The sequence below is a fragment of the Larkinella sp. VNQ87 genome (assembly GCF_049445795.1).
GTDB lineage: Bacteria > Bacteroidota > Bacteroidia > Cytophagales > Spirosomataceae > Larkinella.
The window spans coordinates 1-24,092 of record NZ_JBMSDT010000027.1 but is presented as its reverse complement, the minus strand read 5'-3'; the positions used below and the strand labels follow the sequence as shown (position 1 = coordinate 24,092).

At 51.6% G+C, this 24,092-nt stretch carries 20 protein-coding genes and 1 tRNA gene; 11 read left to right on the top strand and 10 right to left on the bottom strand.

What is annotated here, in order from left to right:
* Positions 1–17: 17 nt before the first annotated feature.
* Complete coding sequence (locus tag ACO2Q8_RS29105; RefSeq protein ID WP_423348429.1) at positions 18–1,316, bottom strand: NAD(P)/FAD-dependent oxidoreductase; 1,299 nt, start codon at positions 1,314–1,316, stop codon at positions 18–20.
* Positions 1,317–1,435: 119 nt separating this feature from the next.
* Here ACO2Q8_RS29105 and ACO2Q8_RS29100 point away from each other — a divergent pair, with 119 nt between their 5' ends.
* Both ACO2Q8_RS29100 and ACO2Q8_RS29095 read left to right on the top strand, forming a co-directional pair.
* Positions 1,436–2,506: a DNA/RNA non-specific endonuclease gene (locus ACO2Q8_RS29100; RefSeq protein WP_423348428.1), complete on the top strand. Its 1,071-nt coding sequence runs from the start codon at positions 1,436–1,438 to the stop codon at positions 2,504–2,506.
* A 133-nt stretch (positions 2,507–2,639) separates the two neighbouring features.
* Positions 2,640–3,131, top strand: a complete 492-nt coding sequence (locus ACO2Q8_RS29095; RefSeq protein ID WP_423348427.1) for a helix-turn-helix transcriptional regulator — start codon at positions 2,640–2,642, stop codon at positions 3,129–3,131.
* A gap of 249 nt (positions 3,132–3,380) precedes the next feature.
* On the opposite strand, the gene ACO2Q8_RS29090 is transcribed toward ACO2Q8_RS29095, so the two are convergent.
* The 5 genes from ACO2Q8_RS29090 to ACO2Q8_RS29070 all read right to left on the bottom strand — a co-directional run bounded on the left by ACO2Q8_RS29090 (position 3,381) and on the right by ACO2Q8_RS29070 (position 8,648).
* Positions 3,381–4,331: a hypothetical protein gene (locus ACO2Q8_RS29090; protein WP_423348426.1), complete on the bottom strand. Its 951-nt coding sequence runs from the start codon at positions 4,329–4,331 to the stop codon at positions 3,381–3,383.
* A 14-nt stretch (positions 4,332–4,345) separates the two neighbouring features.
* On the bottom strand, positions 4,346–4,882 hold the full coding sequence (locus ACO2Q8_RS29085) for a hypothetical protein (protein WP_423348425.1): 537 nt from the start codon (positions 4,880–4,882) through the stop codon (positions 4,346–4,348).
* A gap of 260 nt (positions 4,883–5,142) precedes the next feature.
* Positions 5,143–6,528, bottom strand: coding sequence for a glycosyltransferase (locus ACO2Q8_RS29080; protein WP_423348424.1), 1,386 nt, complete (start codon positions 6,526–6,528; stop codon positions 5,143–5,145).
* 211 nt (positions 6,529–6,739) lie between these two features.
* A complete protein-coding gene (locus ACO2Q8_RS29075) occupies positions 6,740–7,120 on the bottom strand; it encodes a cupin domain-containing protein (RefSeq protein ID WP_423348423.1) in 381 nt (126 codons plus the stop codon).
* A gap of 265 nt (positions 7,121–7,385) precedes the next feature.
* A complete protein-coding gene (locus ACO2Q8_RS29070; RefSeq protein WP_423348422.1) occupies positions 7,386–8,648 on the bottom strand; it encodes an asparagine synthetase B in 1,263 nt (420 codons plus the stop codon).
* Positions 8,649–8,732: 84 nt separating this feature from the next.
* Here ACO2Q8_RS29070 and ACO2Q8_RS29065 point away from each other — a divergent pair, with 84 nt between their 5' ends.
* Together ACO2Q8_RS29065 and ACO2Q8_RS29060 are read left to right on the top strand one after the other, a co-directional pair.
* Positions 8,733–9,974, top strand: coding sequence for an ABC transporter permease (locus ACO2Q8_RS29065; RefSeq protein WP_423348421.1), 1,242 nt, complete (start codon positions 8,733–8,735; stop codon positions 9,972–9,974).
* 144 nt (positions 9,975–10,118) lie between these two features.
* Positions 10,119–10,202: transfer RNA gene (locus ACO2Q8_RS29060), tRNA-Leu, on the top strand.
* A 69-nt stretch (positions 10,203–10,271) separates the two neighbouring features.
* On the opposite strand, the gene ACO2Q8_RS29055 is transcribed toward ACO2Q8_RS29060, so the two are convergent.
* Together ACO2Q8_RS29055 and ACO2Q8_RS29050 are read right to left on the bottom strand one after the other, a co-directional pair.
* The gene (locus ACO2Q8_RS29055) at positions 10,272–10,601 is read right to left on the bottom strand and encodes a hypothetical protein (RefSeq protein WP_423348420.1); all 330 of its coding nucleotides are present in this window, start codon (positions 10,599–10,601) and stop codon (positions 10,272–10,274) included.
* Positions 10,602–10,790: 189 nt separating this feature from the next.
* The gene (locus ACO2Q8_RS29050; RefSeq protein WP_423348419.1) at positions 10,791–11,828 is read right to left on the bottom strand and encodes a helix-turn-helix transcriptional regulator; all 1,038 of its coding nucleotides are present in this window, start codon (positions 11,826–11,828) and stop codon (positions 10,791–10,793) included.
* A gap of 179 nt (positions 11,829–12,007) precedes the next feature.
* On the opposite strand from ACO2Q8_RS29050, the gene ACO2Q8_RS29045 reads away from it, so the two are divergent.
* The 7 genes from ACO2Q8_RS29045 to dapA all read left to right on the top strand — a co-directional run bounded on the left by ACO2Q8_RS29045 (position 12,008) and on the right by dapA (position 21,005).
* The gene (locus tag ACO2Q8_RS29045; protein WP_423348418.1) at positions 12,008–13,534 is read left to right on the top strand and encodes an RtcB family protein; all 1,527 of its coding nucleotides are present in this window, start codon (positions 12,008–12,010) and stop codon (positions 13,532–13,534) included.
* Positions 13,535–13,883: 349 nt separating this feature from the next.
* Positions 13,884–15,512, top strand: coding sequence for an NADP-dependent glyceraldehyde-3-phosphate dehydrogenase (locus ACO2Q8_RS29040; protein ID WP_423348417.1), 1,629 nt, complete (start codon positions 13,884–13,886; stop codon positions 15,510–15,512).
* A 226-nt stretch (positions 15,513–15,738) separates the two neighbouring features.
* Positions 15,739–16,629: a cupin-like domain-containing protein gene (locus tag ACO2Q8_RS29035; protein ID WP_423348416.1), complete on the top strand. Its 891-nt coding sequence runs from the start codon at positions 15,739–15,741 to the stop codon at positions 16,627–16,629.
* A gap of 192 nt (positions 16,630–16,821) precedes the next feature.
* Positions 16,822–18,225 (top strand): glycoside hydrolase family 140 protein, encoded by a 1,404-nt coding sequence (locus tag ACO2Q8_RS29030; RefSeq protein ID WP_423348415.1) that lies wholly within the window; start codon positions 16,822–16,824, stop codon positions 18,223–18,225.
* 83 nt (positions 18,226–18,308) lie between these two features.
* Complete coding sequence (locus ACO2Q8_RS29025) at positions 18,309–19,523, top strand: AAA family ATPase (protein WP_423348414.1); 1,215 nt, start codon at positions 18,309–18,311, stop codon at positions 19,521–19,523.
* Positions 19,507–20,025, top strand: coding sequence for a hypothetical protein (locus tag ACO2Q8_RS29020; RefSeq protein ID WP_423348413.1), 519 nt, complete (start codon positions 19,507–19,509; stop codon positions 20,023–20,025). Before ACO2Q8_RS29025 ends, ACO2Q8_RS29020 begins: the two co-directional genes overlap by 17 nt.
* Positions 20,026–20,108: 83 nt before the next feature.
* Positions 20,109–21,005, top strand: coding sequence for a 4-hydroxy-tetrahydrodipicolinate synthase (gene dapA / locus ACO2Q8_RS29015; protein WP_423348412.1), 897 nt, complete (start codon positions 20,109–20,111; stop codon positions 21,003–21,005).
* 83 nt (positions 21,006–21,088) lie between these two features.
* Here the strand turns inward: dapA and ACO2Q8_RS29010 are convergent, their stop codons facing one another.
* Together ACO2Q8_RS29010 and ACO2Q8_RS29005 are read right to left on the bottom strand one after the other, a co-directional pair.
* Complete coding sequence (locus tag ACO2Q8_RS29010; protein WP_423348411.1) at positions 21,089–21,274, bottom strand: hypothetical protein; 186 nt, start codon at positions 21,272–21,274, stop codon at positions 21,089–21,091.
* A 66-nt stretch (positions 21,275–21,340) separates the two neighbouring features.
* On the bottom strand, positions 21,341–23,542 hold the full coding sequence (locus tag ACO2Q8_RS29005) for a DUF5916 domain-containing protein (protein WP_423348410.1): 2,202 nt from the start codon (positions 23,540–23,542) through the stop codon (positions 21,341–21,343).
* Positions 23,543–24,092: the final 550 nt, after the last annotated feature.

The following is a 24,092-nucleotide window of genomic DNA, read 5'->3' as shown; positions in this document are numbered from 1 at the left end:
GTTTAGTCCGTGAGTTGTTAGTACTCAATGTGATTCCTAAAACTCACGGACTCAACGGGGCCGCCCGGCGGTCCGTGGGTACGAGGACGGCCGATGTTTTTCCCGGCAATGTAACCCGTCGTCCAGGCGTTTTGAAAATTGAAACCGCCCGTAATCCCGTCGACATCCAACACTTCGCCCGCAAAAAACAGGCCGGGATGTGTCCGCGACTCCATCGTTTCAGGCTCAATGGCCTCGGTGCGGATGCCGCCACAAGTTACAAATTCTTCCTTGAAGGTGCTTTTACCGGAAACCGAATACGTACTGTTGGTGAGTAGATTGATCAGGCGGTTTTGAGCTTTGCCTGGCAATTCACCCCAGCGTTCCGTCGCCGAAATTCCGGCTTCGGTGGCAAATGCGGACCACAACCGGGCGGGCAGTCCAAAGAGCGATTGCGAAACCGCCTGTTTCTTAGGATGTTGCTGACGAAACGCCTGCACCTGATCGCGCACCTGGTTTTCGTTCAGAGCCGCCAGCCAGTTGATACGGATTTCGTGCTGATACTGCACCTCGGCCAACTCGCGGGCCGCCCAGGCCGACAGGCGCAACACCGCCGGACCGCTGAAACCCCAGTGCGTAATCAGCACCGGCCCGCGTTGTTCCTGTTTGGTTCCCACCAGCCGAACCACGGCATCCGGCACCGAAACGCCCGCCAGCGCCAACAACGGATTGTTCGGCGTGTTGAACGTAAACAAGGAGGGGACCGGCGTCATCAGCGGGGAGGGCGGTTCGGTCAGGCCCGGAATCCAGTCGTAGGAGGGGGCCTGCGGAAAACCGCCAGCCGCAATCAGCAGCCGGTCAGCAGTCAGGATTTCGTCGGACAGGGTCTGGAGGTGCCAGCTGGTTTCGGAACGGCTGATGGACTTGACCCCGCAGGATGTCCGGATGTGAACGCCCAGCCGACGGGCTTCGTGCAACAGGCAATTCAGAATGGTTTCGGACGAATCGGTGACGGGAAACATCCGCCCGTCGGCTTCAGTTTTCAGTCGAACTCCCCGGTTTTCGAACCAGCGAACCGTGGCGGCTGCGTCGAACTGCTTCAGCAAAGGGCGCAGGAAAGCCGACCCGCGCGGGTAGTTCTTGACGAGTTGACGGTTGTCAAAACACGCGTGGGTGACGTTGCAGCGCCCTCCGCCCGAAATCCGGACTTTATTCAATACAGTTTTATTCTTTTCAAGAATCGTAATAGTGGCTTCCGGGAAGGTTTCGGCTGCGGTGATGGCTCCAAAAAAACCGGCTGCTCCTCCGCCGATGACGATGATTTGTAAGGATGGCATGCGATCGTAATCGAAATAGGCAATGCGTGGTAAAAATACGCACGAATTTGTATCTGTTTCGAAATTATAGTAACATGGTGGCTCTGCCAAGTATGGCAATGTATTCGTAACTTAGCCCCATGTTTTTTCGTTCGTTCCTGCATCCCCGGCGGTATGCCCGGCGTGGTTTTCGGTTGCGTAGCAATACGCTGATCTGGCTTTTTGTGTTCTTTCTGATCGGGTTGTTTCTCCATTACGGCGGCCGAACCGAGCCGGTGGTGGCGTTCTGGAATGATGTAAAAAGTCTGGTCGGGATTAAATCCAGTCCGAAGCAATCGGCTGATAATCCGTACAAAGCGCCTGAGCCCACGCCCGAAGTAGCGTCCGACAATACCGACACCGAAGCCTCCGACGACCGTTCGTTGTTGGAGAAAAACCGCACAAGTTCCCGCAAAAACCGTTCTTCCTCGGCAATGGCAATTGCTGATCGGAAATTGTTTGATTTCGAAAAAGCGGTTGATTTTGCCCTCCCGGCTTTTGGATCAAATGACGCCGTGATCCGGCACGATGGCTACACCCTGCGGTATCGGGAAGAATATGAGCAAGCCGATTGGGTGGCGTATCCGTTGCTGGAAAATGAAATTTTCGGAGATGCCGAGCGAAAAAACGAGCAGTTTCAGCCCGACCCGGATGTGAAAACCGGCTCGGCGCTGGCCTCGGACTACACCCGCTCGGGCTACGATCGGGGGCACCTGGCTCCGGCGGGCGATTTTAAGTTTTCGCAGAACATGATGCGCCAGACGTTTTACATGAGCAACATCAGTCCCCAGCAGCCGGATTTCAACCGGGGCATCTGGCGGGAGTTGGAGGAGCAGGTGCGGGCCTGGGCCGTGCGCGACAAGGGGCTGTACATTGTAACCGGTCCGGTTTTGCGCCCCGGATTGCCGACGATTGGTCGGAAAAACCAGGTAGCCGTCCCGGAGTATTATTACAAGGTGATTCTGTACTGCAACAATCCCGACATTCGGATGATTGCTTTTCTGATGAAAAACGAAGGTTCGGACCGCTCGCTGAAACAGTTTGTGGTGCCGGTTGATGAGGTGGAGCGCCAAACTGGGATCGACTTCTTTCCAAAAATTCCCGACAAACTGGAGCAGCAACTCGAGAGCGCCCGGCCCGCCCGGATGATTGCTGACTGGTTCAGTTTCTGATGTCGGTTGAGATCGGCAAAATACCACTTCAACACGAGAAACCTGCACTTTGTACCACTGCGTATTTCCCGGGCTGTAAAAGTTGAATTACTTGCTGTCGATTTAAGTAGTTCACGTTACGATCCTTACGACTATGTACCCGCAATCGACGCCGTTTCACTCCCTGAAAGCTATTCTGAACGTTGCCCTGAATGGAAACAAAGACCACGTTGACGCTATTTGCCAGCGGATGGGGATCAACCCGAACGAGGTCTATGAATATGTTTGCCAGGCGATGGAGTACGGTAAAGGTTACGAGCAAACCCAACCCGTGGCCGAGCAGGCCCGGGCCATTGTGCTCCGCCGACTTGATAACCAGCAACCGGCACAGATTGAAGATGTAGCCGATGAACTCGGTTTGTCGGTGCGGTCGCTGCAACGGCGGCTTCAGGCGGAAAACGTTACGTTCCGGGAAATCGTGGATGAAGCCCGTCGTGATATTGCCCTGCGGCTGATCCGCACCAACCAGCACAATATCAACGAAATTGCTTTTGTGATGGGCTACGACGAACCCAGTTCGTTCCGGCGGGCCTTCAAAAAATGGACCGGTCACAATCCGAAAGCCTACCAACTGGCAGGATGTTAAAGTTTACGGTTTTCGGTGGGCTGACGCAATCTTACAGGGCATCCGGCTGGGCTGTTAAAATTCACCCCCAACCCCCTAAAGGGGGCTGAAGCATCCGGATTTGAGAGCCCCTTTAGGGGGTTGGGGGTGAATTTCAACAGCCTCGAGCATCCAGGAATCACAACCAAACCGTAAACCATAAACTGAATACTAAAAAAGCTGTCGGCAACACCGGCAGCTTTTTTAGTTGATTCAACGAGTACAATTGGACTATTTTTTGGTTTCCAGTGCTTTGAGCCAGTTTTCGGCAAACGATCGGGCCGCCAGGACGGGCTCTTTGCCCATTCGATAAAGCAATTTCCAGTTGGATGACTTATTGCGGTACTCCGGATTAACGAACTCCATTTTAGAACCTCGTTGCATCAGTTTTGCGTCAAAATCAACCGATCCGACCAGCGCGATAAAGTCATTCAGCCGGTTTTTAAGGACCAGGTTGACGTTCGAGGCTGCTTTATACTCTGCCAGGCGTTTTTGGTAATCAGCGGCATTTTGCTTCGACTGGTTCAGGTCTTCTTCCGCCTTGTCCAGCCCCTGCGTCATTTGCCGTTGAACCATCTTGTCAAAATTAGCGAGGTACTGCTTTTTAAAGGCGTCAGGATTTGTTTTTGATAATCCCTGAATACGCTTCAATTCGGTCAGTTCCTTTGCTTTGGCGGTTTTTTCGGCTCCTTCCACTTCGCTCAGTTCCTGTTGCAGCATCTGAATCTGGCTCTGGATCATCATGGCTAGTGTCGAGGGGGGCATCTGGCTGTACGTGCTTTGCACCATTGCCGCCTGTTCACTGTAAACCGACTTCACATCGGTCATGGTCGTGGCCTGGGTCGTGGCGGCTGCTCGGGTCTGCTCGTCGCTGATGTTGTATTTGTTTTTGAGCCAGTCCTGGTAGCGCGTCCGGAAATCGTTTGATTCGGTATACGCCCGAACAACGCTCCCCAGGGCTTTGACGGCGGCTGCTCGGGAGTCCATCGGGATCTTTTTGGCCAGTTGCCGGACTTTAAACGAGTACTCAACTGAAAGCTGCTCCGAGGTTACATGGGCCAGCACGGTTTCCTGAACCTGCGGGGTGGTGAGTCCGAGGTCGCTCACAATGTCGCCGGAGCGGGCGGCTATCCACCCCCCGGCGATCACTATGAACGCTACTCCAAAAGAGTTCTTTTTCATCGCTGAATGTTAGGTCAGAATTTCGCTGTCAAACCCAGACGAAGGACCGCTACGCCGTAACCAATCTCGCCGTAAGCACCGATTTTTTCGGAAAACATATACCGGGAGCCGACGTGCAAACCGAGAAATAACGAGTTGCCGTAGGGGCTGTAGTAATCGCGGGATGAGCCGTAGGAATCACTGTAGGACGAGGTACGCAGCCCCAGGGAAATGCCGGCATACGGGTCAAATTTATCGTCGCTGACGTTCAGAATTTCACCGAAGTGATAGGTCCCCCGGGCGGTGAAGAACAGAAAGGTGTAATTCCATTTGTATCCCCCGCTGTTGTAGCCGTACCGGGCAAAGTCGAAGGAGCCGCCGACCGAAATGTTGTCTTTAATGGTGTGCTCGAACGATGCGCCGATCGGAAGGCCCCGGTAGGTGTAGGTGCCAACGCCGATCCCGGCGTTCAGAAAATTGGTGCCTTTTTCGATGGTTTGCGCCTTCGCGGTAGGCATGAGGGCCACAGCAACCAGCCAGGCCAGAATGGTCAGTAATGTTAACTTTTTCATGTGTTTAGTATTTGTTGTGTTGTTGGTAAAACCGGTTTTCTTCGCCGGTTTCTGATGACAAAGGTACGTGGTCAACTTGATGAGGGACGTGTCATTTTACGCAGAAAACCGGCATTTAACGACAGGGTTCGACCGTTTACTCATCGGCTTTTGGGATTGGGAGACTCCTCTGGCAGCGGGGGCGCGTGCTGGGGCCGAGCAGTTCGCACAAGCCAGGCCGGGGCCGAGGGTTGCACCCCCGGTTATCCAGGGCCAACCAGTCAGACAAGAAGCGTATCGGCGGTTTGCCGGGCCTCGATGGGCTGGGCCGTGATAGGTCGGGTCGTGACAGGCTGGGTTACAAAGGCCGGACGGAGCGATTCGCCGAGGATTTCTGAGAGGTATTGCTCACACAAGTCATTAGGGCGGTATTCGTCAAATTCGGCCCGCAGTTTTGCGACGCTCCGGCGGTAGATGGCGTTCCGCAAGACTTCCCGGACGCTGGCTCGAATTTGCTCAGGTGAGGGCGTTTCGGTTTTCAGATTGACGCCCAGTTTAAAGTACCCGATTCGGGACGTGATCTCGCTTTTCCCCTCGTGTATGCCCCCGGCTACGATCGGCAAACCGTTCTGAATACTGAGCATAACCCCGCCGTAACCGCCGTTGGTGACAAAAACATCGCAGAATGGCATGATTTCGGTAAAGTTGACAAAGTCTTCGATGATCAGATTCGACTGCGGAAACCGGGTTCTTAACGCTTCGGTTTGTGATCCGCCCGTAGTGGCAATAACCAGCGTATCCGAATCTTTGAACGCTTCCAGCGTAGGAACCAGAAGTTTCTCCGGGTCCCGTTCAACGGTTCCCTGCGTTACCAGAACCACATTTCGGTACTGATTAAGTTTACCATAATGCGGGAATCGGTGCCGTGCCGCCTTTGTGCAGGGCAGCAAAGGCCCTACAAACCGCACGTTGGGGCTTACGTCGGTCCGGGCATACTCAAATCCGGGTACCCCACTTTGCAGGTAAACATCTGCGCTTCGAATCAGGGTGTCGAAAACAAGTTCCTTAGATGGTCTCAGCCCATATTGCTTCAACAGCTTGTTATACAGGTCGGTACACGGTTTTAACAGAATGTGCTGAGTCAGATAGCGCAGGGCATCCTGTTTCCGTCTGCCCCAGAATCCCCGGGCCGGAATCATACCCATGCCCGTCGGTGGCAAATCACGCGACGATTCCGCCAGGGGAACGATGCCGACAGTCGCAACGGGAACCTGCAGCAGTTGTTTGATGACCGGAGCTGCCGAAAACAGGGCGTCGCACACCAGCAGGTCAAACGGGAAAGACTGGTGGATTTCGGTCAGGTCGGCGACGTATTCCGGTGCCCGGTGAAGAAAAACGTGGTTGAGGTCGAAGCGGAGCCGGGCCAGCCTGCCTTTGATCTGATTGCGTACAGGAAACAGTTCTTCCAGATTCTCCTGGTTGACCACCTGGGCGGTGCGGTAGGGAAAAACCGGTATGCCTAATTTCCGGGCTTTTTCCAGATAATGTCCGCCAATGTACCAGCGCACATCGTGGCCCAATGCCTGCAAGTGTTTGGCGAGACCTGTTAGTGGATTAAAGTGACCGTCGGCAGGGACGGTGGCGAAAAGGATTTTGCGGGGGTTCATAAGTTGTTGTTTTGTTAGGCGCATTGAAAATGAGACAATAGCGTAGCTGCTCACCGGTTTTGGTGAGAACCCGGCTGGCAAGCCGGTCGTGGAGCGGACCTGGGAAGAGTACGGATTACAGTATTCAGTTCCAGCTTATACTACCGGTTGAATATCAACCCGTTACATTTACTGAATACCGTAAACTGTATACCGAATACCATATCTACTCTCAAATCAGTGAAGCGTAATCCGGCGTGATGGCGTAATAGTACAGACACGGGTGACTGGAGGGGTTTCGGAGGGTATGAGGGGTTCCGGACGGGACGGTAATGGATTGCCCAGGCGTCAGCCGAATCCAGCGGTCGTCGACGAAGATTTCCAGCTCGCCGTATTCCACTGAGAAGTATTCCGATTCGTCGCCGTGGGTGTGTAAAGCCGTTCCACTTGCCCCAGCCGCCAGCCAGACGACGCCGGAGTCAATTTTGGAGTTCGGTTGGGATGGTAGAAACCAGTACTTAATTCCGCAGGTGGCTGCCAGATCCAGATCGGCTTCGCGAATGGCTACATGAGAGAGGTTCAGGGTAACCTGTTGGGGCGCATAAAAGTTCATGAGTATTCCGGTAATGGACGTTGTTGTTTACAAAAGATAAAAAGTAGTGAACTTTCTTTTCCAAAGATTACACTTCGCCCATTCGATCCAAAAACGCTGCGCCATGAACAAGTAACTTTTGCCTTTGAACCGGAAACTTCGCTCATTGAAACCGATTGCTGATCTTGCCCTACTAAACGTCGCAAAGAACAGCGAGCCTTTGGTGACGGTTTCAGAAACCGTTACCAAAGGCTCGCTTAAGTCATGATTGTTTCGCAACCTGGTATCAGGTTTTCTGCTTTTTCTTTTTGGCCGCCGGAAATAGGATATTGTTCAGAATCAGCCGATAACCGGCGGAATTAGGGTGCAGGTTGAGATCGGTCGGCTCCTCGTTGATTTCATGCCGGTAATCCTCCGGATCGTGACCACCGTAAAATGTAAAAAAGCCTTTGCCGTAGGGAGCGTGGATATACCGGGCTTCATTAGCGGCCCGGTTCTCGGCCAAAACCACCACTTCGGGCTTGATTAACCCTTTCTTGAAGGCCGTTGTCTGGCCCATAAAACCCTTGATGATGTTCATGTGGTTCTGTGTCAGCATCGTCGGAATCGGGTCCCACTTGGCCGAAAACTGAAACAGCGTGAAGTAGTCGTTCTGCTCGATTAGCCCACGTTCTTCGGGTTGGTTGTCAATGTTGGAAAATTCAATCTGGTACGGATTGATGTAAACCTGAAAATTCCGAAATGCCATTGTCTGGCTGTAATCCAGTTTGCTGTTGGCCGCCGGGTCGGCCGGGTCACCGTCATAAATCGACTCTGCGATGTCGGTTTTTTGGGTTGCCAGGGCAATGTCGTACGTGTCGGTAGCATTGCACATCGCGAACATGTAACCACCCCCCAGGCAGTATTCCCGAATTTTCTGAACTACATTGCGCTTCAATTCCGAGACTTTCGTCAAACCGTATTTCTTGGCAATTAGCTCGGCTTCCCGTTTTTGCGCCTGGTACCAGGGCTGGTCCCGAAACTGAAAAAATTTGCCGTATTGCCCCGTAAAATCTTCGTGATGCAGGTGTAACCAGTCGTATTGCGCCAGTTTGCCATCCATCACTTCTTCATCGAAAACCGTTTCGTAGGGAATTTCGGCGTAGGTCATCACCAGCGTAACGGCGTCGTCCCAGGGCTGCTTGGTTTTTGGGGAATAGACCGCCACTTTCGGGGCTTTCTGCAATTTTACGGCATCCATGTTGACGTCGGGCGATGACACCTCGGCCAGAATCTGGGCACTTTGCGCGTCGGAAATCACTTCATAGCTGACGCCCCGGATGACCATTTCGTTGACAAAACGCTGGTTGTGCGGCATCATGAAGCTTCCTCCCCGGTAATTCAGCAACCAATCGACCTCCGTATCGAATTGCCGGAGAACCCAGTAGGTGATGCCGTACGCTTTGAGGTGATTTTTCTGGTTTTCATCCATCGGAATCAGGATTTTCGACGCCAAAACCGGGGTCGTCAATGCCAAAATCAGGATGAGCGGTAGGAGCAGCCTTTTCATCGGTAATCGTTTGTTTGCTGTTTTCAGTAGCTTTGTGTCTACTGGTATGTAACGAAGATAAGCAAATTTTGTGCTAACTGACCTATGAACCTTATCGAAAACATCCGAGAAGGCCTGCGTTCGATCATTTCCAATCGACTGCGCACCATTCTGACCTCGATGATTATTGCCATTGGAATTACCTCGCTGGTCGGAATTCTGACGGCAATCGACGGGTTGCAAAGTTCGGTCGACAATAGTTTTGCCGGATTGGGGGCCAACACCTTTGATATTCAGGGGCCGCAGTTGTTTCGGCGGTTTGGGGGCCGAGCTGAAAAGCGGGTGCCACCGATCGACTACCACCAGGCCATGACCTTTAAAAGGCGGTTCGAGAAAGGGGAGTCGGTTTCGGTTTACGCCACCGTCACAGGGGCTGCTCAGATTAAATATGCTTCGAAGAAGACAAATCCGAATGTCCAGTTGACGGGCGTTGACGATAACTTTCTGGCAATAAAAGCCTTTAAACTACAATCAGGCCGGAATTTCAGCCCGAACGATTTAACGAATTCCCTCAATGTCACCATTATTGGAAGTGAAATAGCGTCTACTTTGTTTGAGCGGAATATGAATCCGTTAAATAAGGAGATTAACATTCTGGGTGGAAAATACAAGGTTATTGGTGTTTTGGACAAAAAAGGCGGTTTTTCGGGTGGAGGGGAGGATCGAACCGTGCTGGTACCACTCGAAAACGCACGGGCTATGGCAGCGAACCGTACGCTGACATTTGATATAACGGGGTCGGTGCCGAGTCTGAGCGATGCGGAAACGGCGGTTGGTGAAGCGCGTGGCCTGATGCGGCAAATTCGGCGGGATCCACTGGGTCGGCAGGATTCGTTCGAAATCCGACGGGCGGACGAACTGGCAAAGGACTTTGAAGAGATAACCAGCTACCTGCGGATCGGCGGTTTTGGGATCGGTTTTATTACGTTGCTGGGGGCTTCGATAGCGTTGATGAACATCATGCTGGTGTCGGTGACCGAACGCACGCGTGAAATTGGAATCCGGAAATCGCTGGGGGCAACACCCAAACGAATTCGGGAGCAATTTTTGATTGAAGCCATTGTGATCTGCATTCTGGGCGGTCTGGGTGGTATAGTTTTGGGGATTGGCATCGGTAATGTGATTTCAAGAGTTGTTAGTCCTGGCGACGCGGTTAGCTTTGTGGTACCCTGGCTCTGGATGGGGGTCGGTATTCTGGTCTGCGTCAGTGTCGGTTTATTTTCTGGAATCTACCCGGCGTTCAAAGCCTCGCGTCTCGATCCCATCGAAGCGTTACGGTACGAGTAAGTGACCCTGCAATAACCTTCTAAATCAGCACAGTTGGCTCATTTCGTAGAATTTTCAGAAAAAATATTCACTAGTCATTATTCATTATTCGTTAATAATCCTACTTTTGCACCCACGTTCGCCTGAGCGAAGCACTGTGAGAATGCCGGGATGGCGGAATCGGTAGACGCGTTGGTCTCAAACACCAATGTCTGCAAGGGCATGCCGGTTCGAGTCCGGCTCCCGGTACAATACCAACAGGGCACTCCATCGGAGTGCCCTGTTGCGTTTAAAATGGATACCCTTATTCGGTGCTTCTTAATGATGAAGTACCCAGGCCTTGACGGCAATCAGCGGACCCGCAAAACGATCCTGGCCGCAAATAGCTTTGCCGGTTCCCTCAGCTAGATCAAGAACCAGATCGCAGGAAACCTGGCCGGGGTATTTGCGGACATACAGCTCAACTTCTGAATCGCTGAGCCAGGTAACTTTGTCGGCGCTCCAGACATCGCCTTGCAGGTCGAACAACTGGGCCTGATCCTGGACCCGAAAAACGCGGGGGGCTTGTATCCAATGACTCATTCGAACCTCAAAAGTGTCGAAGATAATCGAAAAGGTGCCGTTGGGTGATAAAATGGAGTCTTCCATGAATAAGACAGCGTAAATAGGTGGGTGTTTAAGATATTCGCCTTCCAAACGAATGTCGAATTTCTCGTAAGGAAACAGCCAATCAGAAATCCGATGATGACTACCACACCATGACCCGCAACCGCGCCGGGTAGGCCATACAGACTAGCTTTCTTTGGGCAAGTATAAAGAGAAAAAAGATAGAGTGTATCACGAAGGGAATTTGCCCTGCCCAACCTTCTCATAAGCGGCAAGGCCCGATAGCAGCCGTTGCCGGATGGCATTCTGCAGCCGTTCGGGTTCGAGAACAATCATGCCGTCGCCGAAACTCAGGATTTCTCGTTCAAGCTCCAGATTATGTTGCACAACGAGCTGGATTACAATGCCATCGGGTTCTCGTTCAACTACTTCCTGGGAAGGATGCAGCGGTTTGGTTTCAACGTATGGAGCCTGTTCCCGGGCTACCCGAATTTTTACCTTCAATGGCCGCAATCGTTCGCTCACCGTAACCCCAATGACATCCCGGTAATACCGATCCGGATCGACCGTGACATTTGGCAGGTAGTCGGTCTCCGGGGCGGTTTCTACGGCCAGTATCCGGTCGAGGGCCAAATGCATGATCGGACCTTTCGATTCGCGCACTCCGGCTGCATACCAGCGGTTTTTAAACTCCTTCAACCACCAGACATGAAACGGGACGGTTTGTGGCAGCCGTGCCGAAAAGGACTGGTACTGAATTAGGAGAGTCTGCTTCTGAACCACGGCCTGGTAAAGCGTGTCCAGCCAGTGAAGCCCTCTCAGACCTTCGTTTTTCTCGAAATCAATCACCGGGGCTGATTTTCGGCCGGTGGAGTAGACGTGATCCTCCAGTTTCTGGACCACCTCGTTCAGGGCTGTAAAGTGCGAGAAACCCCTGAACTGTTTCAGCACTTCCACGGCTTCGTTCATGCGGGACAAATCGCCGTCCGAAAGCGGAATGTTGGTGATGCTGTAGGCGGGGTCTTCGTAGGTGTAATACTTTTTGTCGATGACCGTAATCGGTGCAAAATAGCCCAGTTTATCGCTCCGCATCATCTGTAGATCGGCCTGAATGGTGCGCCGACTGATGCCTTTATCGATGCCTTCGTATTCGTAGAGTGCGGCCGACACGGCTTCGATCAGGTCGTCAAGCGTCCATTTGCGCTGGCGGTTGCGCAGGCAGGCATCCAGCGTTTTGTAGCGAATCAGGGCATTCCGGTTAACAGGCATAAACGTTTTTTTAAGAAAAATTAGAAAAAACTTTGAGCTACGCAAAAACACTGCGCAGTAGGTCACAATCTTTGTGACGGCAGTCGGGTTTAGGCTCATTTTCTGGTCCTGAATTAGCCCGAACGAATTTGAACTAGTTACGAAGATACTTTAGCCTGTCAACCAGATTAGTACATACCATGCAAACGCCTATTTTAATCGACGACATTCTGACGCTGGCACCCATTCCCGAACACCTCTACACACCGTTCCTGCGGGTCGCCAACGGCCTGGTTCTGCGGGCGAATTACCCGAAAGAAAAGGTGCTTGGGCTGCTGGCGCAACTTTTTCAGAATCCCAAAAAATACGCTTTTTCAAAGAACAAGGTGACGAACCTGGCGCGGGCCATTTATGACCTCAACAAACAGGGTATACCAGTGCCGCTGAGCGAAGTCGGGAAACAATTCCTGCCGCCCGATCCGGCACCCTATGAACTGCTGACCCGCACCAAGCAGACCGAACAGACGCTCGACCTGCGCCCGGAAGCGCTGCCCTATGCGGTTTTTGGCCGGGAGTACATAGAAGAAGGTGCGTTGAAACAGATGGAAACGGCGGCCAGTTTGCCGATTTCGCTGGCCGGTGCCCTCATGCCCGATGCGCACCAGGGCTACGGCCTGCCCATCGGGGGCGTGCTGGCTACCGAGGCCCATACCGTCATTCCGTTTGCGGTTGGAGTCGATATTGCCTGCCGAATGTGTTTGTCGGTTTTTGATTTGCCGCCGGACTTCCTGAAGCGCGAACCGCATTTGTTGAAGAAATCGCTGGTTGAAAAAACCAAGTTCGGCATTGGGGGCGAAACCCGGGACAAGGTGGACGAGAGCGTGATGGATCTGCCGGAGTGGCAGGCTACGAAAGTCATCCGGGATCTGAAAGATAAAGCGTATCGCCAACTGGGTAGTTCCGGGACTGGTAATCACTTTGTCGAGTGGGGCATTGTCAGGGTTGAAACGATGGACGACGAGTTGAACCTGCCCCCGGGCGAGTATCTCGCACTGCTATCGCATTCGGGTTCGCGCGGGTTAGGCGGAGCGGTCGCCAATTACTACTCGAAGCTGGCGATGCAGAAAACCCGGTTGCCTAAACAGGCAGCTCACCTGGCCTGGCTCGATCTGAATACCGAAGAAGGGCAGGAATACTGGATTGCTATGAACCTGGCCGGGGAGTATGCATCGGCCAACCACCACGAAATTCACCGCAAACTGGCGAAAGCCATCGACCACGAACCGCTGACGATGGTGGAAAACCACCACAATTTTGCCTGGAAAGAGCAATTGGCCGACGGGCGAGAGGTCATCGTCCATCGCAAAGGAGCTACCCCCGCCGGAGATGGGGTGCTGGGAATCATTCCCGGTTCGATGACCCAACCCGGTTTTGTGGTCCGGGGTCGTGGCAATGAGGCCTCGATCAATTCGGCTTCGCACGGGGCCGGGCGGCAGATGTCACGGACGCAGGCGTTTAACAAGGTGACCCGTTCCCAACTGAATCAGGCCCTGGAAGAAGCACAGATTCAACTGATCGGCGGGGATCTTGATGAAGCTCCGATGGTGTACAAGAACATCAAAACCGTTATTGATGCGCAGAAAGAGCTGGTGAGTGTGCTGGCCACCTTTACGCCCAAAATTGTCCGTATGGCCGATCCGAACCGGAAGGAGGGACGTGAGGATTGATGGGCGAATCCGTGATAAATCGCAAGTGGGCTCTTTTTGACAACTTATCTAATCATCAAGTGAATTGAGTGAGTAGGTAGTACCCCAACCGAGCGTCGGTCTGGCATACTGATCGGAATAACCTAATCATTTAATTCAATTCAGGTAAAGGCTTGATTTTGCCAACCTGGCGGCTTTTTCTAAAAAAACTTGTTCCAATCCGGAATGCGGTTTTACTTTTGCAGACCTGAAACCGGTTTTCGGGTATCTCATTTCTTCATCGACTTCTTTCCATTAAACGGCCCACATCTCTGAGAGCGGTTTTTGTGCCGGTTTTCGTTGCCATTACCAATTTCTATCGCTTATAAGTATGTCTATTTTATCTCAACAGTTGGAAAGTTTATTTCCGGCCGAAGATCAGATTCCGGATGAATTCCGGATTGAACCGCTGCACCAGCGGGAGTATTTAGTCGATGGAGAAATCCGGATATGGGAGGGCCCCACGCAGGAGGTGCTGTCGCCGGTGTATGTCCGAACGCCGGAAGGACTCGTTCGGCAAGTGATCGGCAGTTATCCGCTCCCGATGGATGATAACGAAGCGCTGGATGCGCTGGAGGCTGCCGTACGGGCGTTCAACCACGGGCGGGGCGAGTGGCCAACGATGTCGGTTTCGGACCGCATTGCCTGCATGGAGCGGTTTGTCGGCAAAATGATGGAGCAGAAACAAACCGTCGTCAATCTGCTGATGTGGGAAATTGGAAAAACGCTGGCCGATTCGATCAAGGAGTTCGACCGCACGGTTCAATACATTTACGATACTATCGATGCGTTTAAGGACCTTGACCGGGCCAGTTCGCGCTTCCGGATCGAAGAAGGCGTCATTGGTCAGATCCGGCGCTCACCGCTGGGCGTGGTGCTGTGCATGGGGCCGTTCAATTACCCGCTCAACGAAACCTACACCACGCTGATTCCGGCGATTCTGATGGGAAATACCGTGTTGTTTAAACCGCCGAAACACGGTACGCTGTTACATCACCCGATGCTGGAAGCGTTCCGGACCTCGTTTCCGAAGGGGGTTGTTAACACGGTTTATGGCCGGGGGGCTACGGTGGTGCCAACGCTGATGAAGTCGGGCAAGATTAATGTGCTGGCACTGATTGGGTCGAGCCGGGTGGCCGATAGCCTGAAAAAAATGCACCCCAAAAGCAACCGACTCCGGGCGGTTTTGAGCCTGGATGCCAAGAATGCCGCCGTGATCCTGCCCGATGCCGACATTGAGCTGACCGTCAAAGAATGCATGTTGGGTACGATGTCGTTTAATGGTCAGCGTTGTACAGCCCTGAAGATTCTGTGGGTCCACCGTTCGGTGGCCGATGCATTTCTGCAACGGTTTGGCGATGAGCTGAATACCCTGAAACCGGGCATGCCGTGGAGTAAGGGTGCCCAGGTGACGCCCCTGCCCGAGCCCGGTAAACCGGCTTACCTCGACGAGTGCCTGCGTGATGCGGAAGCAAATGGAGCCCGCGTGCTGAACGAAGGGGGCGGCACAACGGTGGAATCGTTCGTGTTTCCGGCTCTGGTTTACCCAGTCCGCGATGGCATGAAATTATACCGAGAAGAGCAGTTCGGACCCGTCGTGCCGGTGGTGCCGTTCGATGATATCGAGGAACCCATCGAGTATATTATCAACTCCGATCACGGGCAGCAGGTGAGCATCTTCGGACAAGAAACCAGCCAGATTGCTGCATTGGTCGATCAGTTGGTCAACCAGGTCAGTCGTGTCAACATCAATGCCCAGTGCCAGCGCGGGCCGGATACGTTCCCGTTCACGGGCCGGAAAGATTCGGCTGAAGGCACCTTGTCGGTGGAAGATGCCCTGCGTTCGTTTTCGATCCGAACCGTCGTAGCGACCAAAGATTCGGCACTGAACAAAGAAATTCTCAATACCATCGTGGAGCAGCATCAATCCGAGTTCTTATCGACCAAATTCGTCTTTTAAGGCGCTCGAACGCAAATTCCTCCTGCCGTGCTATTTCCGAAAAACCGGCTGGAAACAGCGGTTTTCGGAAATAGCACGGCAGGAGTTGTTGGCCCCTGGCCGTTCAGGACCATTAATCCAATTTTAATGCAATTTTCGGGTTTTTGCTCCAACTTTTTGAACCCAATAGCGATCGGGTAGTGTTAGATGCACAAATTTTTTGTTGTAAACGACACTCCCCATTCGTATGGCTATTGAACTAGTACCCATTGATCGGGTCAGGAAAGACCAGAAAGCGCTTTTTCAACAGGAATATTTCAAACCACACAAACCTGCCATCATTCAGGATTTTTGCCATGATTGGCCGGCTTACAAAAACTGGTCTTTCGACAAACTTAAGGAACGGGCGGGGCACCTGACCGTCGATTTGTACAATAACAAACCGGCAGCTCCCGACAAAAGTACCATGTTCGTCGATGAGCGAATGAACTTCGGCGAGTACCTCGACAAGATTGCCTCGAATGAACAGGTTGAACTGCGCATTTTTCTTTTCAACATTTTCAAGCACATTCCTTCGCTGAAGAAAGACATACTGAAGCCGGATCTGGTCGACGGATTCATGATGAACCTGCCTTTTATGTTTTACGGCGGGGCCGGTTCGGTCGTTCACATGCACTTCGATATCGATTTGTCGCACGTCTTTCTGACACAGTTTGTAGGCCGGAAGCGGGTGGTGCTGTTTGCTCCCGAATACACGCCGATGCTGTACCGGTTGCCGTATTCTGTGATCACCTACACCAATGTGAACAACCCGGATTATGAAAAATACCCTGCGCTGCAACACGTCCGGGGGTATGAATGTACATTAGATTACGGTGAAACACTTTACATTCCCGCCGGATACTGGCATTACATCGAATACATCGATGGCGGGTATGCCCTGGCCCTGCGGGTATTGAACGAGTCTTGGCTGAAACGGATTGAAGGTGCGTGGAACCTCTTTGGAGAGATGCGAATCGATAATTTTATGAAAAAGTATTTCACCAAGCCCTGGTTTGAATACAAAAACCGGAAAGCCTTCGAAAACGCGGATAATGCCGTCCGGCAACTTCGTCAGCCGCAGGAATTGGTCGTTTGAAGCTTACGTTCCCAATTTCTGAAAGCCGGTTTGATCCAAGAGCAGATCAAACCGGCTTTTGCATTTGATTTAATTTTTCCTGCCTTTATTTGTACGATTCCTAAAAACATTTACCTTCGCAACCTAACTCTACTCTACTGTACTGTATCAATAAAAGCACCTACAACGATTGATCATCCTAATCTTTCACGTATGAAGCGTCGGATTTTACTAGCGGGTTTGCTGCTCACAACCTGGTATACACAGGCCCAGTCTCCTTTTACACACGGCCGACTCCGGGTGTCTGATAACCAGCGGTACCTGGTGCATCAGGATGGGACGCCCTTTTTCTGGCTGGGCGATACGGCTTGGGAGCTTTTTCACCGGCTGAACCGCGAGGAAGCCGAGCGGTATTTGAAACGCCGGGCCGCGCAGGGCTTTACGGTGGTTCAGGCGGTCGCCCTGGCCGAACTCGACGGCCTGAATACCGCCAATGCGCTGGGTGAAAAACCGCTCGTCAATAACGATCCGGGCCAGCCAAACGAAGCGTACTTCAAACACGTCGATTACATCCTCGATAAAGCGGCTGAAAACGGTATCGTGGTGGCATTTTTGCCCACCTGGGGCGACAAACTAAACAAGTCGACCTGGGGTAAAGGGCCGGAGATATTTACCACTCAAAATGCCCGGGCTTTTGGCCGGTGGCTGGGAAACCGGTATAAAAACCGCGAAAACATTGTCTGGATCATGGGCGGAGACCGAACGCCCCGCGATGGTTCGGAGGATGTCGCCGTCTGGCGGACGATGGCCGAGGGTGTGGCCGAAGGGGTTGGCGGGCACGACAAAGCGCTGATGAGTTTTCACCCGCAGCCCAATGCGCTGGAAATGGGCGGTTCTTCCCATTGGTTTCATAACGACAAGTGGCTGGATTTCAATATGCTGCAAAACGGCCACTGCCGAGATACGCCCACCCACGACAAGATTGCGTTTGTGTATAACCGGACGCCGGTGAAGCCGGTGATGGATGCCGAACCCATTTACGAAGATCACCCGGTTTGTTTCAACGCCAAAGACTTAGGGACATCCAATGCCTACGATGTCCGGAAATACGCTTACCTGGATCTGTTTGCCGGGGCACATGGGCATACCTACGGTTGTCACGATGTCTGGCAAATGTATGCGCCCGGTCAGGAACCGGTCAACGGGCCGCACATGGCCTGGCACGAAGCGCTTGACTTACCGGCGGCCAATCAGATGCAGTGGGTTCGGAAGCTGATGGAGTCGCGGCCGATGCTGGACCGGGTGCCGGATCAGTCGCTGATTGTGGAGAACAATTACGGTCCGGCGGATCGCATCCAGGCCACCCGTGGGCAAGATTACGCCTTTGTGTATACGTCGGCTGGTCGGCCGTTTACGCTGCAACTGGGCAAAATTTCGGGCAAAGAGGTCAGAGCCTACTGGTTTGATCCCCGCAAGGGAGAAACAAAACCGGCCGGAACGTTTGCCAACCAGGGCAGCCAGTCGCTAAAACCGCCGACGACCGGCTACGGGCAGGACTGGGTACTGATCCTGGACGATGCGTCCCGAAATTACCCGCTGCCGGGGGCGTCGCGGTAATGGACTAGGGGTGAACCAGAAGAAAGCCAACAGCCGTTGCCAATGGGTAGCGGCTTTTGTGTTTAATTACTTAATTTTACCGGATGGAGAAGTTGATAGTACGAAATTGTGGACCGATCAAAGAGGCTACTGTCGATGTCAGGAAGAACACGGTTTTTATCGGTCCGCAGGGATCTGGAAAGAGTACGCTGGCAAAACTGATTGCGTTGTGTACGGATATAAGTGTATTTCCGATTGCCGGTTTTCCGTCCAATCTTTTTATCAACTACAATCTTGAAAGTTACGTTAATTTAAACACATATTTCCACTACGAAACACCTCTGTATTTTGTTGAGTATAAAAAAAACTTATCATTTGGCTTAACCGATCAAGGCTTACTATTAAATAAGAAATTAGTTGATCAAAGGCGTAATAACGACTTAAATTATAAAGAGAATGGTGCTCCTTGGGATTTTACAACGTTTGTTCATTCCCTTTCTCAAAAGCTAAAAGAGAAGTCTAATTCTGGAGGAAATTGGTTCAGTATAAGTCAAAGTTTCCATCAGGCTTTTTTTCAGGAATATGTTTTAAGAAGTCCGTCAACATATATTCCCTCAGAAAGAAACCTAACGGCAATGTTGTCTTCGGCTATATGGAGCCTACTTTATTCGGATATCAACATTCCAAAACCGCTCGTGCAATTTGGGCGGACATTTGAAGCGGCTAGGAATCAAATAAATAAACTATCGATCCCATTTCTTGGTGTTCGGTATTCTTACGAAAATGGGAAAGATAGAATTTTATATGGAGCAGACGGAAGCATTGATTTAGCAAACAGCGCTAGTGGTTATCAATCGATTATTCCATTGTTGCTTGTAGTCGATTATTTGCGTTCAAAAGAAAGCAGGCGGTTTGTTATCGAAGAGCCGGAGTTGAATCTGTTTCCACAAGCTCAGAAAGAATTAATGTATTATTTGCTGAACCAATCTCTCGGAAAGTACCAAAGCCAAACGGTTATAACTACGCACAGCCCCTATATCTTGAGTGCCATTAATAATCTGCTGTTTGCTTACAAAGTAGCAGAAAGTTCTGCGGAAGACCGCGCTAAAATTGAAGAAATAATACCCGCCGGATCATGGCTGGACCCGGCCGAGTTCTCGGCTTATTTTGTCGAAAATGGCACCATTCGTTCCATCATGAATGAAACGACCGGATTGATTGGCGATAATGAATTGGATGATGTATCCGAAGACATTGCCGGTGAACGGGATCAGCTCTTAACTATCTACCGTAACAGTCAGCGTGAAAGAACAGCTTGAACAAGTTATTCCAAAGGTTAGTACGAATGGTTGTCTCGAAGCAATTTCTGATCTTGAATTTGGGATATATGATTCGGAAACCAAACGTAGCTATCGACAAACCGACCCCAATGGAATTATTCATTTTACCGTTGAAAATCCCAATCGCAAAGAGATTCACTTTCTAGCGATTGATAAATGCCTTTTTGATGACTCAGAACCCATCGAACGGTGCGATTTTGCGGTTTTTGATAATCGCACGTTTGCTTTTGTCGAGATCAAGGAAACGGATAGTAGCATTCAACGATCAGCACACAACCGAAAGGCAAAAAGTCAGTTAAAGGCTACAATTGAGTTTTTTCAAAATTCAATTTCGTTCACGGTTAAACACCTTGAAGCGTATGTCTGCGTGGGTACGACCGAATCAAGACCTGCCCGAAGGGCATCCGATTTGAATGAAATTCTGGAATTTGAACAACTCGGAGTGGCCTTGTACCACGGGAATCGCAAACGGTTTACGTAAGGCAACGCTCTTTTCCGCCGAAAAAACCGTACCTTTGTCCTATTTCCGATTTGTTTATTCCTTCTAATCCAAGTAGTACGTTGATGAATGCTTGTTTCCACGGCGTTGGGGTCGCCATTGTCACCCCGTTCAACGACGACCTGACCGTTGATTTCGACGGTTTTGGCCGCATCGTTCAGCACATTTCCGACGGCGGTGTCGATTACATTGTGCTGCAAGGTACCACCGGCGAATCGCCTACCGTGACGAAATCGGAAAAGAAACAGCTTCTCCAGTTTTTGAAGGAAAACAACCCGAAAAACCTGCCGATCGTGTACGGCGTTGGAGGCAACGTAACACCTGAAGTCCTGACAACGATTAAAGATACTGACTTTGAAGGAGTTGATGCCATTCTGTCGGTTTGCCCGTATTACAATAAACCGGGAAAACGGGGTGTCATCGAGCATTTTACCCGGATTGCCGATGCCAGCCCGGTGCCGGTTATTCTGTACAACATTCCGCCCCGCACAGGCATCAACATGTCGGCCGAAACCATCTGTACCCTGGCCGAACACCCGAACATCATTGGCGTGAAAGAGGCTTCCTGCATCATCGAACAGTGCATGGAAATCGTGCGCGACAAACCGGAAGACTTCCTGCTGATTTCGGGCGACGATGTGCAGGGCGTACCCATCATCAGCATCGGCGGGGTGGGCGTGATGTCGGTGATTGCCAATGCGTTCCCGGCAAAATTTACGGGCATGATTCACGCGGCCCTGCGCGGTGATTTTGCTTTTGCCCAAAAAGAACTCGGCCATTTCCTGCGCATCGACCCGTTGCTGTACGAAGAGGGCAACCCGGTCGGGATCAAAAAGATTCTGGAAATTCTGGGCCTGATTTCGTCCAACGTTCGTCTGCCGCTGTATCCGGCTGCCGACGACCTTGGCGAACGCATGAAAGAAGTGCTGCAACGCGACAAGCTGGTCGAACTGGTGGCCTGATATACCGAAGTTATTCGTAAAAAAGCAGAAATCGGATTAACGGTTTCTGCTTTTTTATTCTCAAATGGCTGGAAGCGTTACGATTACGACCTTCCGCCGAACACCTTCCGGAATAGCCAGATCGCCACGACCACCACGAGAAAAATTCCGATGCCATAGACCCAAAGGCCCGCTTTGAAAATATCGCCGACCAGTTCGCAACTGGTCATTCCGACCAGCAGGAACAAAGAAACCGTCAGGGTATATAGCCAATGAGTGAAATTACGCATAACCGTTGAGTTTGATGTTTCTTCAACAACCGACAACGGCACCGCATTGTTTGTTGAACCATTGGCTTATACGTTCCACCAATAGGTTAGTTTCAGTACCAAGGCCCGGTTTTTGACCAAGAGCGACCCCGGCAGGTAATTGTCGGTGTAAACGATGAACAGATCGGAAGCAGGCGCATAGCGCCACTGAAACCGGGTGTTGAGGTTTACGTTTCGGGCTTGCTCGTTGTATTGCAGGAACGTGGTGAAAAACAGCTTGTTGGTCATCGTCAGGTCGATGCGCGGACCCACGAGCCAGAACCGGGCGTTGGACGACGGTTCGGGCAACCGGATGTCGTTGTAATTGGCACTGAGCGCCAGATTGACATACGGCTGAAACCGGTAACCGAGTTCGGTGCTTAGCGTCAGGCGGGTACCATTGGCGAAATACCCTCCATACCGGCCTGAAAAAGAGTACGTAAACAGGCTTTGCGGTTTTGAGATGTAATCGGCTCCCACTGCATTCCAGCGGTGTTCAGTACCCCGGGCCAGCGTGTCGCGCCCGGTGTTGGTCGGGTCGAAGGGTTGAAGAAGCCGGATGTAAGCATGTCCCAGCCAGACGGCAAAGACACTTTTCGTCCGGAATGTCGTCGTGTACATCGCCACGGTTTCGTTGTCGGTTTGCCGGAACGACTCGTTGAAAATGTAAAAGGAAGTAATCTGCGGTCCGTGGCTCAAGACCGAACCTCCTTTCGGGAACATCAGGTAACTAGCGGTCGGGTTGACTTTGATATACCCCCGTCGCGGAACGTACCCGACTTCGGCGGTATAATCCCGGCCTACGTATTCATGTTGCCAGCCGACAATCCATTTGCGGGTGCTGTAGAGCAGATTGGCCGCATGCACCCAGCTCCGGTTGGCGTTTTGCGGGTCAAACGATTTTAACAGAATTGCCTTGCCCGTCCAGACATTGTTGGACGACGCGAGATTGTATTCAAATCCGAGGTTTCGGTTAAACCGGGAATAAGCCGGTTTGCCCGCTTCCGGGGTGTAGTTCAACGATTCCTTGTTGATAAAAATCGCCCCAATGTTCGAGCGGGAGAACACCCGGCGCTGAAGCGCCACGACCGCAAAGTTCTGGGCGGGCAACCCGGTTTCGTCCACTTTGCCGGTTTGCATGTCCATCAAACCGATTCGCCAGTCTTTGTTCAGCTTTCCGCTGAGTCGCGCGCCAAACCGGATCGGGACGCCCAGGCCAATGCGCCGGGAAAAAAAGGGGCGAATGTTGGCGTAGCCAAAGTTGGAAAACTGATCGCCATTTTCGAGGAAAAATTGTCGTCGTTCGGGAAAAAAGAGTTCAAACCGGTCGAGGTTGGTCACCTGCCGGTCGACATCCACCTGCGAGAAATCCGGATTGACCGTCAGGTCAAGGTTTAAGGACGAGGTCACGGCCACCTTGGCATCGAGTCCGGCATCACCCCGAAAATCCGTTGGTTTTTTGGTTTGATAGTCACGCGTTGAACCGCCCAGCACATACGGAATCACAGAGATGTTCGGTCCAACCTGTGGAGGGGGCTGGTCCCAGATGATCGAACCGGTATAGGCCAGCGAAGCCGTCGGAAATTGGCGCGGAACGGGTGCCCAACTTGATTTTTCGGTCGTCAGCAAATCCTGTCGACTGAAGTTGATGCCCCAGCGGGTGATGCCTTTCTTGTAGCGGATGGTTTTGAACGGAATGGCTGCTTCGAATACATACCGGTCCTCATAGTTCTTCACGACCGAATACCATTTGTTATCCCAACTCAGATTCGCTTTCCCTCCTTCGTACAGCAAGCCATCCCATTGCGCACCGACGGCGTTAGCTCCGAATGTAAACCCGTTGGTTTGATCGTCGAAGGGGTCCATGAAAAATATAAAATTGTCGTTTTTGCCAAACTCCCAATCCCGGCGGAGCGACTGAACGAAAGGCCGGTTGGCCCAACTACTGTCTAGGTTGCGGGCGTAATAACAAACCGCCACGATGTAAAAGTTGTGCTGGTCGTAGGTCATCCGGACATCCGTTCGCAGCCTGGCGTAGCTGGTGTCCATCGGAAGCACCATGAAAAAGTTAGTGGCCGATTCGGCTTCCTGCCAGGCGGGTTCGTCCATGATCCCGTCAATTTTCACGGTTGGGTTTCGGTCGGTCGGATGACTTTGGCGGATGTGATACTGATAGGATTCGTTTTTCTTCTGGGCAAAAAGGGAAAGAGAAAGAACCAAACAAGGCAACAAAACGAGGAGAAGTTTCACAAATAGGCGTCGGTTTTAGGAAATGGGTTCAATAATCACCAAAAATACGGGATGTTCAAACGTGTTGGTGAATGCAGGAACAGAAAACCGAACAAGTGGGAGCAGATGGGAGCAAATCGGTACACCAACCGGAAGCGGTTTTTGGCCATGAGCTTTAAAAAACAAGTATTCTTTGTCTGATAATGGCCTGAAGTCCTTTTTATCGGTTACGTAAAAACACTCAAGAGCGGGCGTAAACTATAAATTTGGGAAATTCTGCAACAGCCTACGGAGGGTTATGTTCAATAATTGTAACTAAAAACGCTGTTTGTTATACTTAAATGCCTGTTATGTTTCATAATTTATTATATGACTAAAAAACTAGTAGTGATTTTCCTCTACCGGTAATATTTTGGCGGCTTGCTTGATTAGTTTCTGTTCTAAAATCTGTACTCTTAACTTTCTTGTTTGACAATCTTACTTTTGATATTTGTTTGCTGAGTGCAAAACTGCTCGACGGTTTCAATGGGCCTGCGTCCCATGTTGCGGTAGCCTAAGTGGGGGCGTTGCG

Coding starts and splice junctions, on each gene's coding strand:
- dapA (WP_423348412.1), top strand. CDS start 20,109: ATGAATGCTTGTTTCCACGGCGTTGGGGTCGCCATTGTCACCCCGTTC.
- ACO2Q8_RS29105 (WP_423348429.1), bottom strand. CDS start 1,316: ATGCCATCCTTACAAATCATCGTCATCGGCGGAGGAGCAGCCGGTTTT.
- ACO2Q8_RS29050 (WP_423348419.1), bottom strand. CDS start 11,828: ATGCCTGTTAACCGGAATGCCCTGATTCGCTACAAAACGCTGGATGCC.
- ACO2Q8_RS29070 (WP_423348422.1), bottom strand. CDS start 8,648: ATGAAAAGGCTGCTCCTACCGCTCATCCTGATTTTGGCATTGACGACC.
- ACO2Q8_RS29095 (WP_423348427.1), top strand. CDS start 2,640: ATGTACCCGCAATCGACGCCGTTTCACTCCCTGAAAGCTATTCTGAAC.
- ACO2Q8_RS29030 (WP_423348415.1), top strand. CDS start 16,822: ATGAAGCGTCGGATTTTACTAGCGGGTTTGCTGCTCACAACCTGGTAT.
- ACO2Q8_RS29065 (WP_423348421.1), top strand. CDS start 8,733: ATGAACCTTATCGAAAACATCCGAGAAGGCCTGCGTTCGATCATTTCC.
- ACO2Q8_RS29075 (WP_423348423.1), bottom strand. CDS start 7,120: ATGAACTTTTATGCGCCCCAACAGGTTACCCTGAACCTCTCTCATGTA.
- ACO2Q8_RS29040 (WP_423348417.1), top strand. CDS start 13,884: ATGTCTATTTTATCTCAACAGTTGGAAAGTTTATTTCCGGCCGAAGAT.
- ACO2Q8_RS29085 (WP_423348425.1), bottom strand. CDS start 4,882: ATGAAAAAGTTAACATTACTGACCATTCTGGCCTGGCTGGTTGCTGTG.
- ACO2Q8_RS29035 (WP_423348416.1), top strand. CDS start 15,739: ATGGCTATTGAACTAGTACCCATTGATCGGGTCAGGAAAGACCAGAAA.
- ACO2Q8_RS29080 (WP_423348424.1), bottom strand. CDS start 6,528: ATGAACCCCCGCAAAATCCTTTTCGCCACCGTCCCTGCCGACGGTCAC.
- ACO2Q8_RS29025 (WP_423348414.1), top strand. CDS start 18,309: ATGGAGAAGTTGATAGTACGAAATTGTGGACCGATCAAAGAGGCTACT.
- ACO2Q8_RS29090 (WP_423348426.1), bottom strand. CDS start 4,331: ATGAAAAAGAACTCTTTTGGAGTAGCGTTCATAGTGATCGCCGGGGGG.
- ACO2Q8_RS29055 (WP_423348420.1), bottom strand. CDS start 10,601: ATGGAAGACTCCATTTTATCACCCAACGGCACCTTTTCGATTATCTTC.
- ACO2Q8_RS29100 (WP_423348428.1), top strand. CDS start 1,436: ATGTTTTTTCGTTCGTTCCTGCATCCCCGGCGGTATGCCCGGCGTGGT.
- ACO2Q8_RS29045 (WP_423348418.1), top strand. CDS start 12,008: ATGCAAACGCCTATTTTAATCGACGACATTCTGACGCTGGCACCCATT.
- ACO2Q8_RS29010 (WP_423348411.1), bottom strand. CDS start 21,274: ATGCGTAATTTCACTCATTGGCTATATACCCTGACGGTTTCTTTGTTC.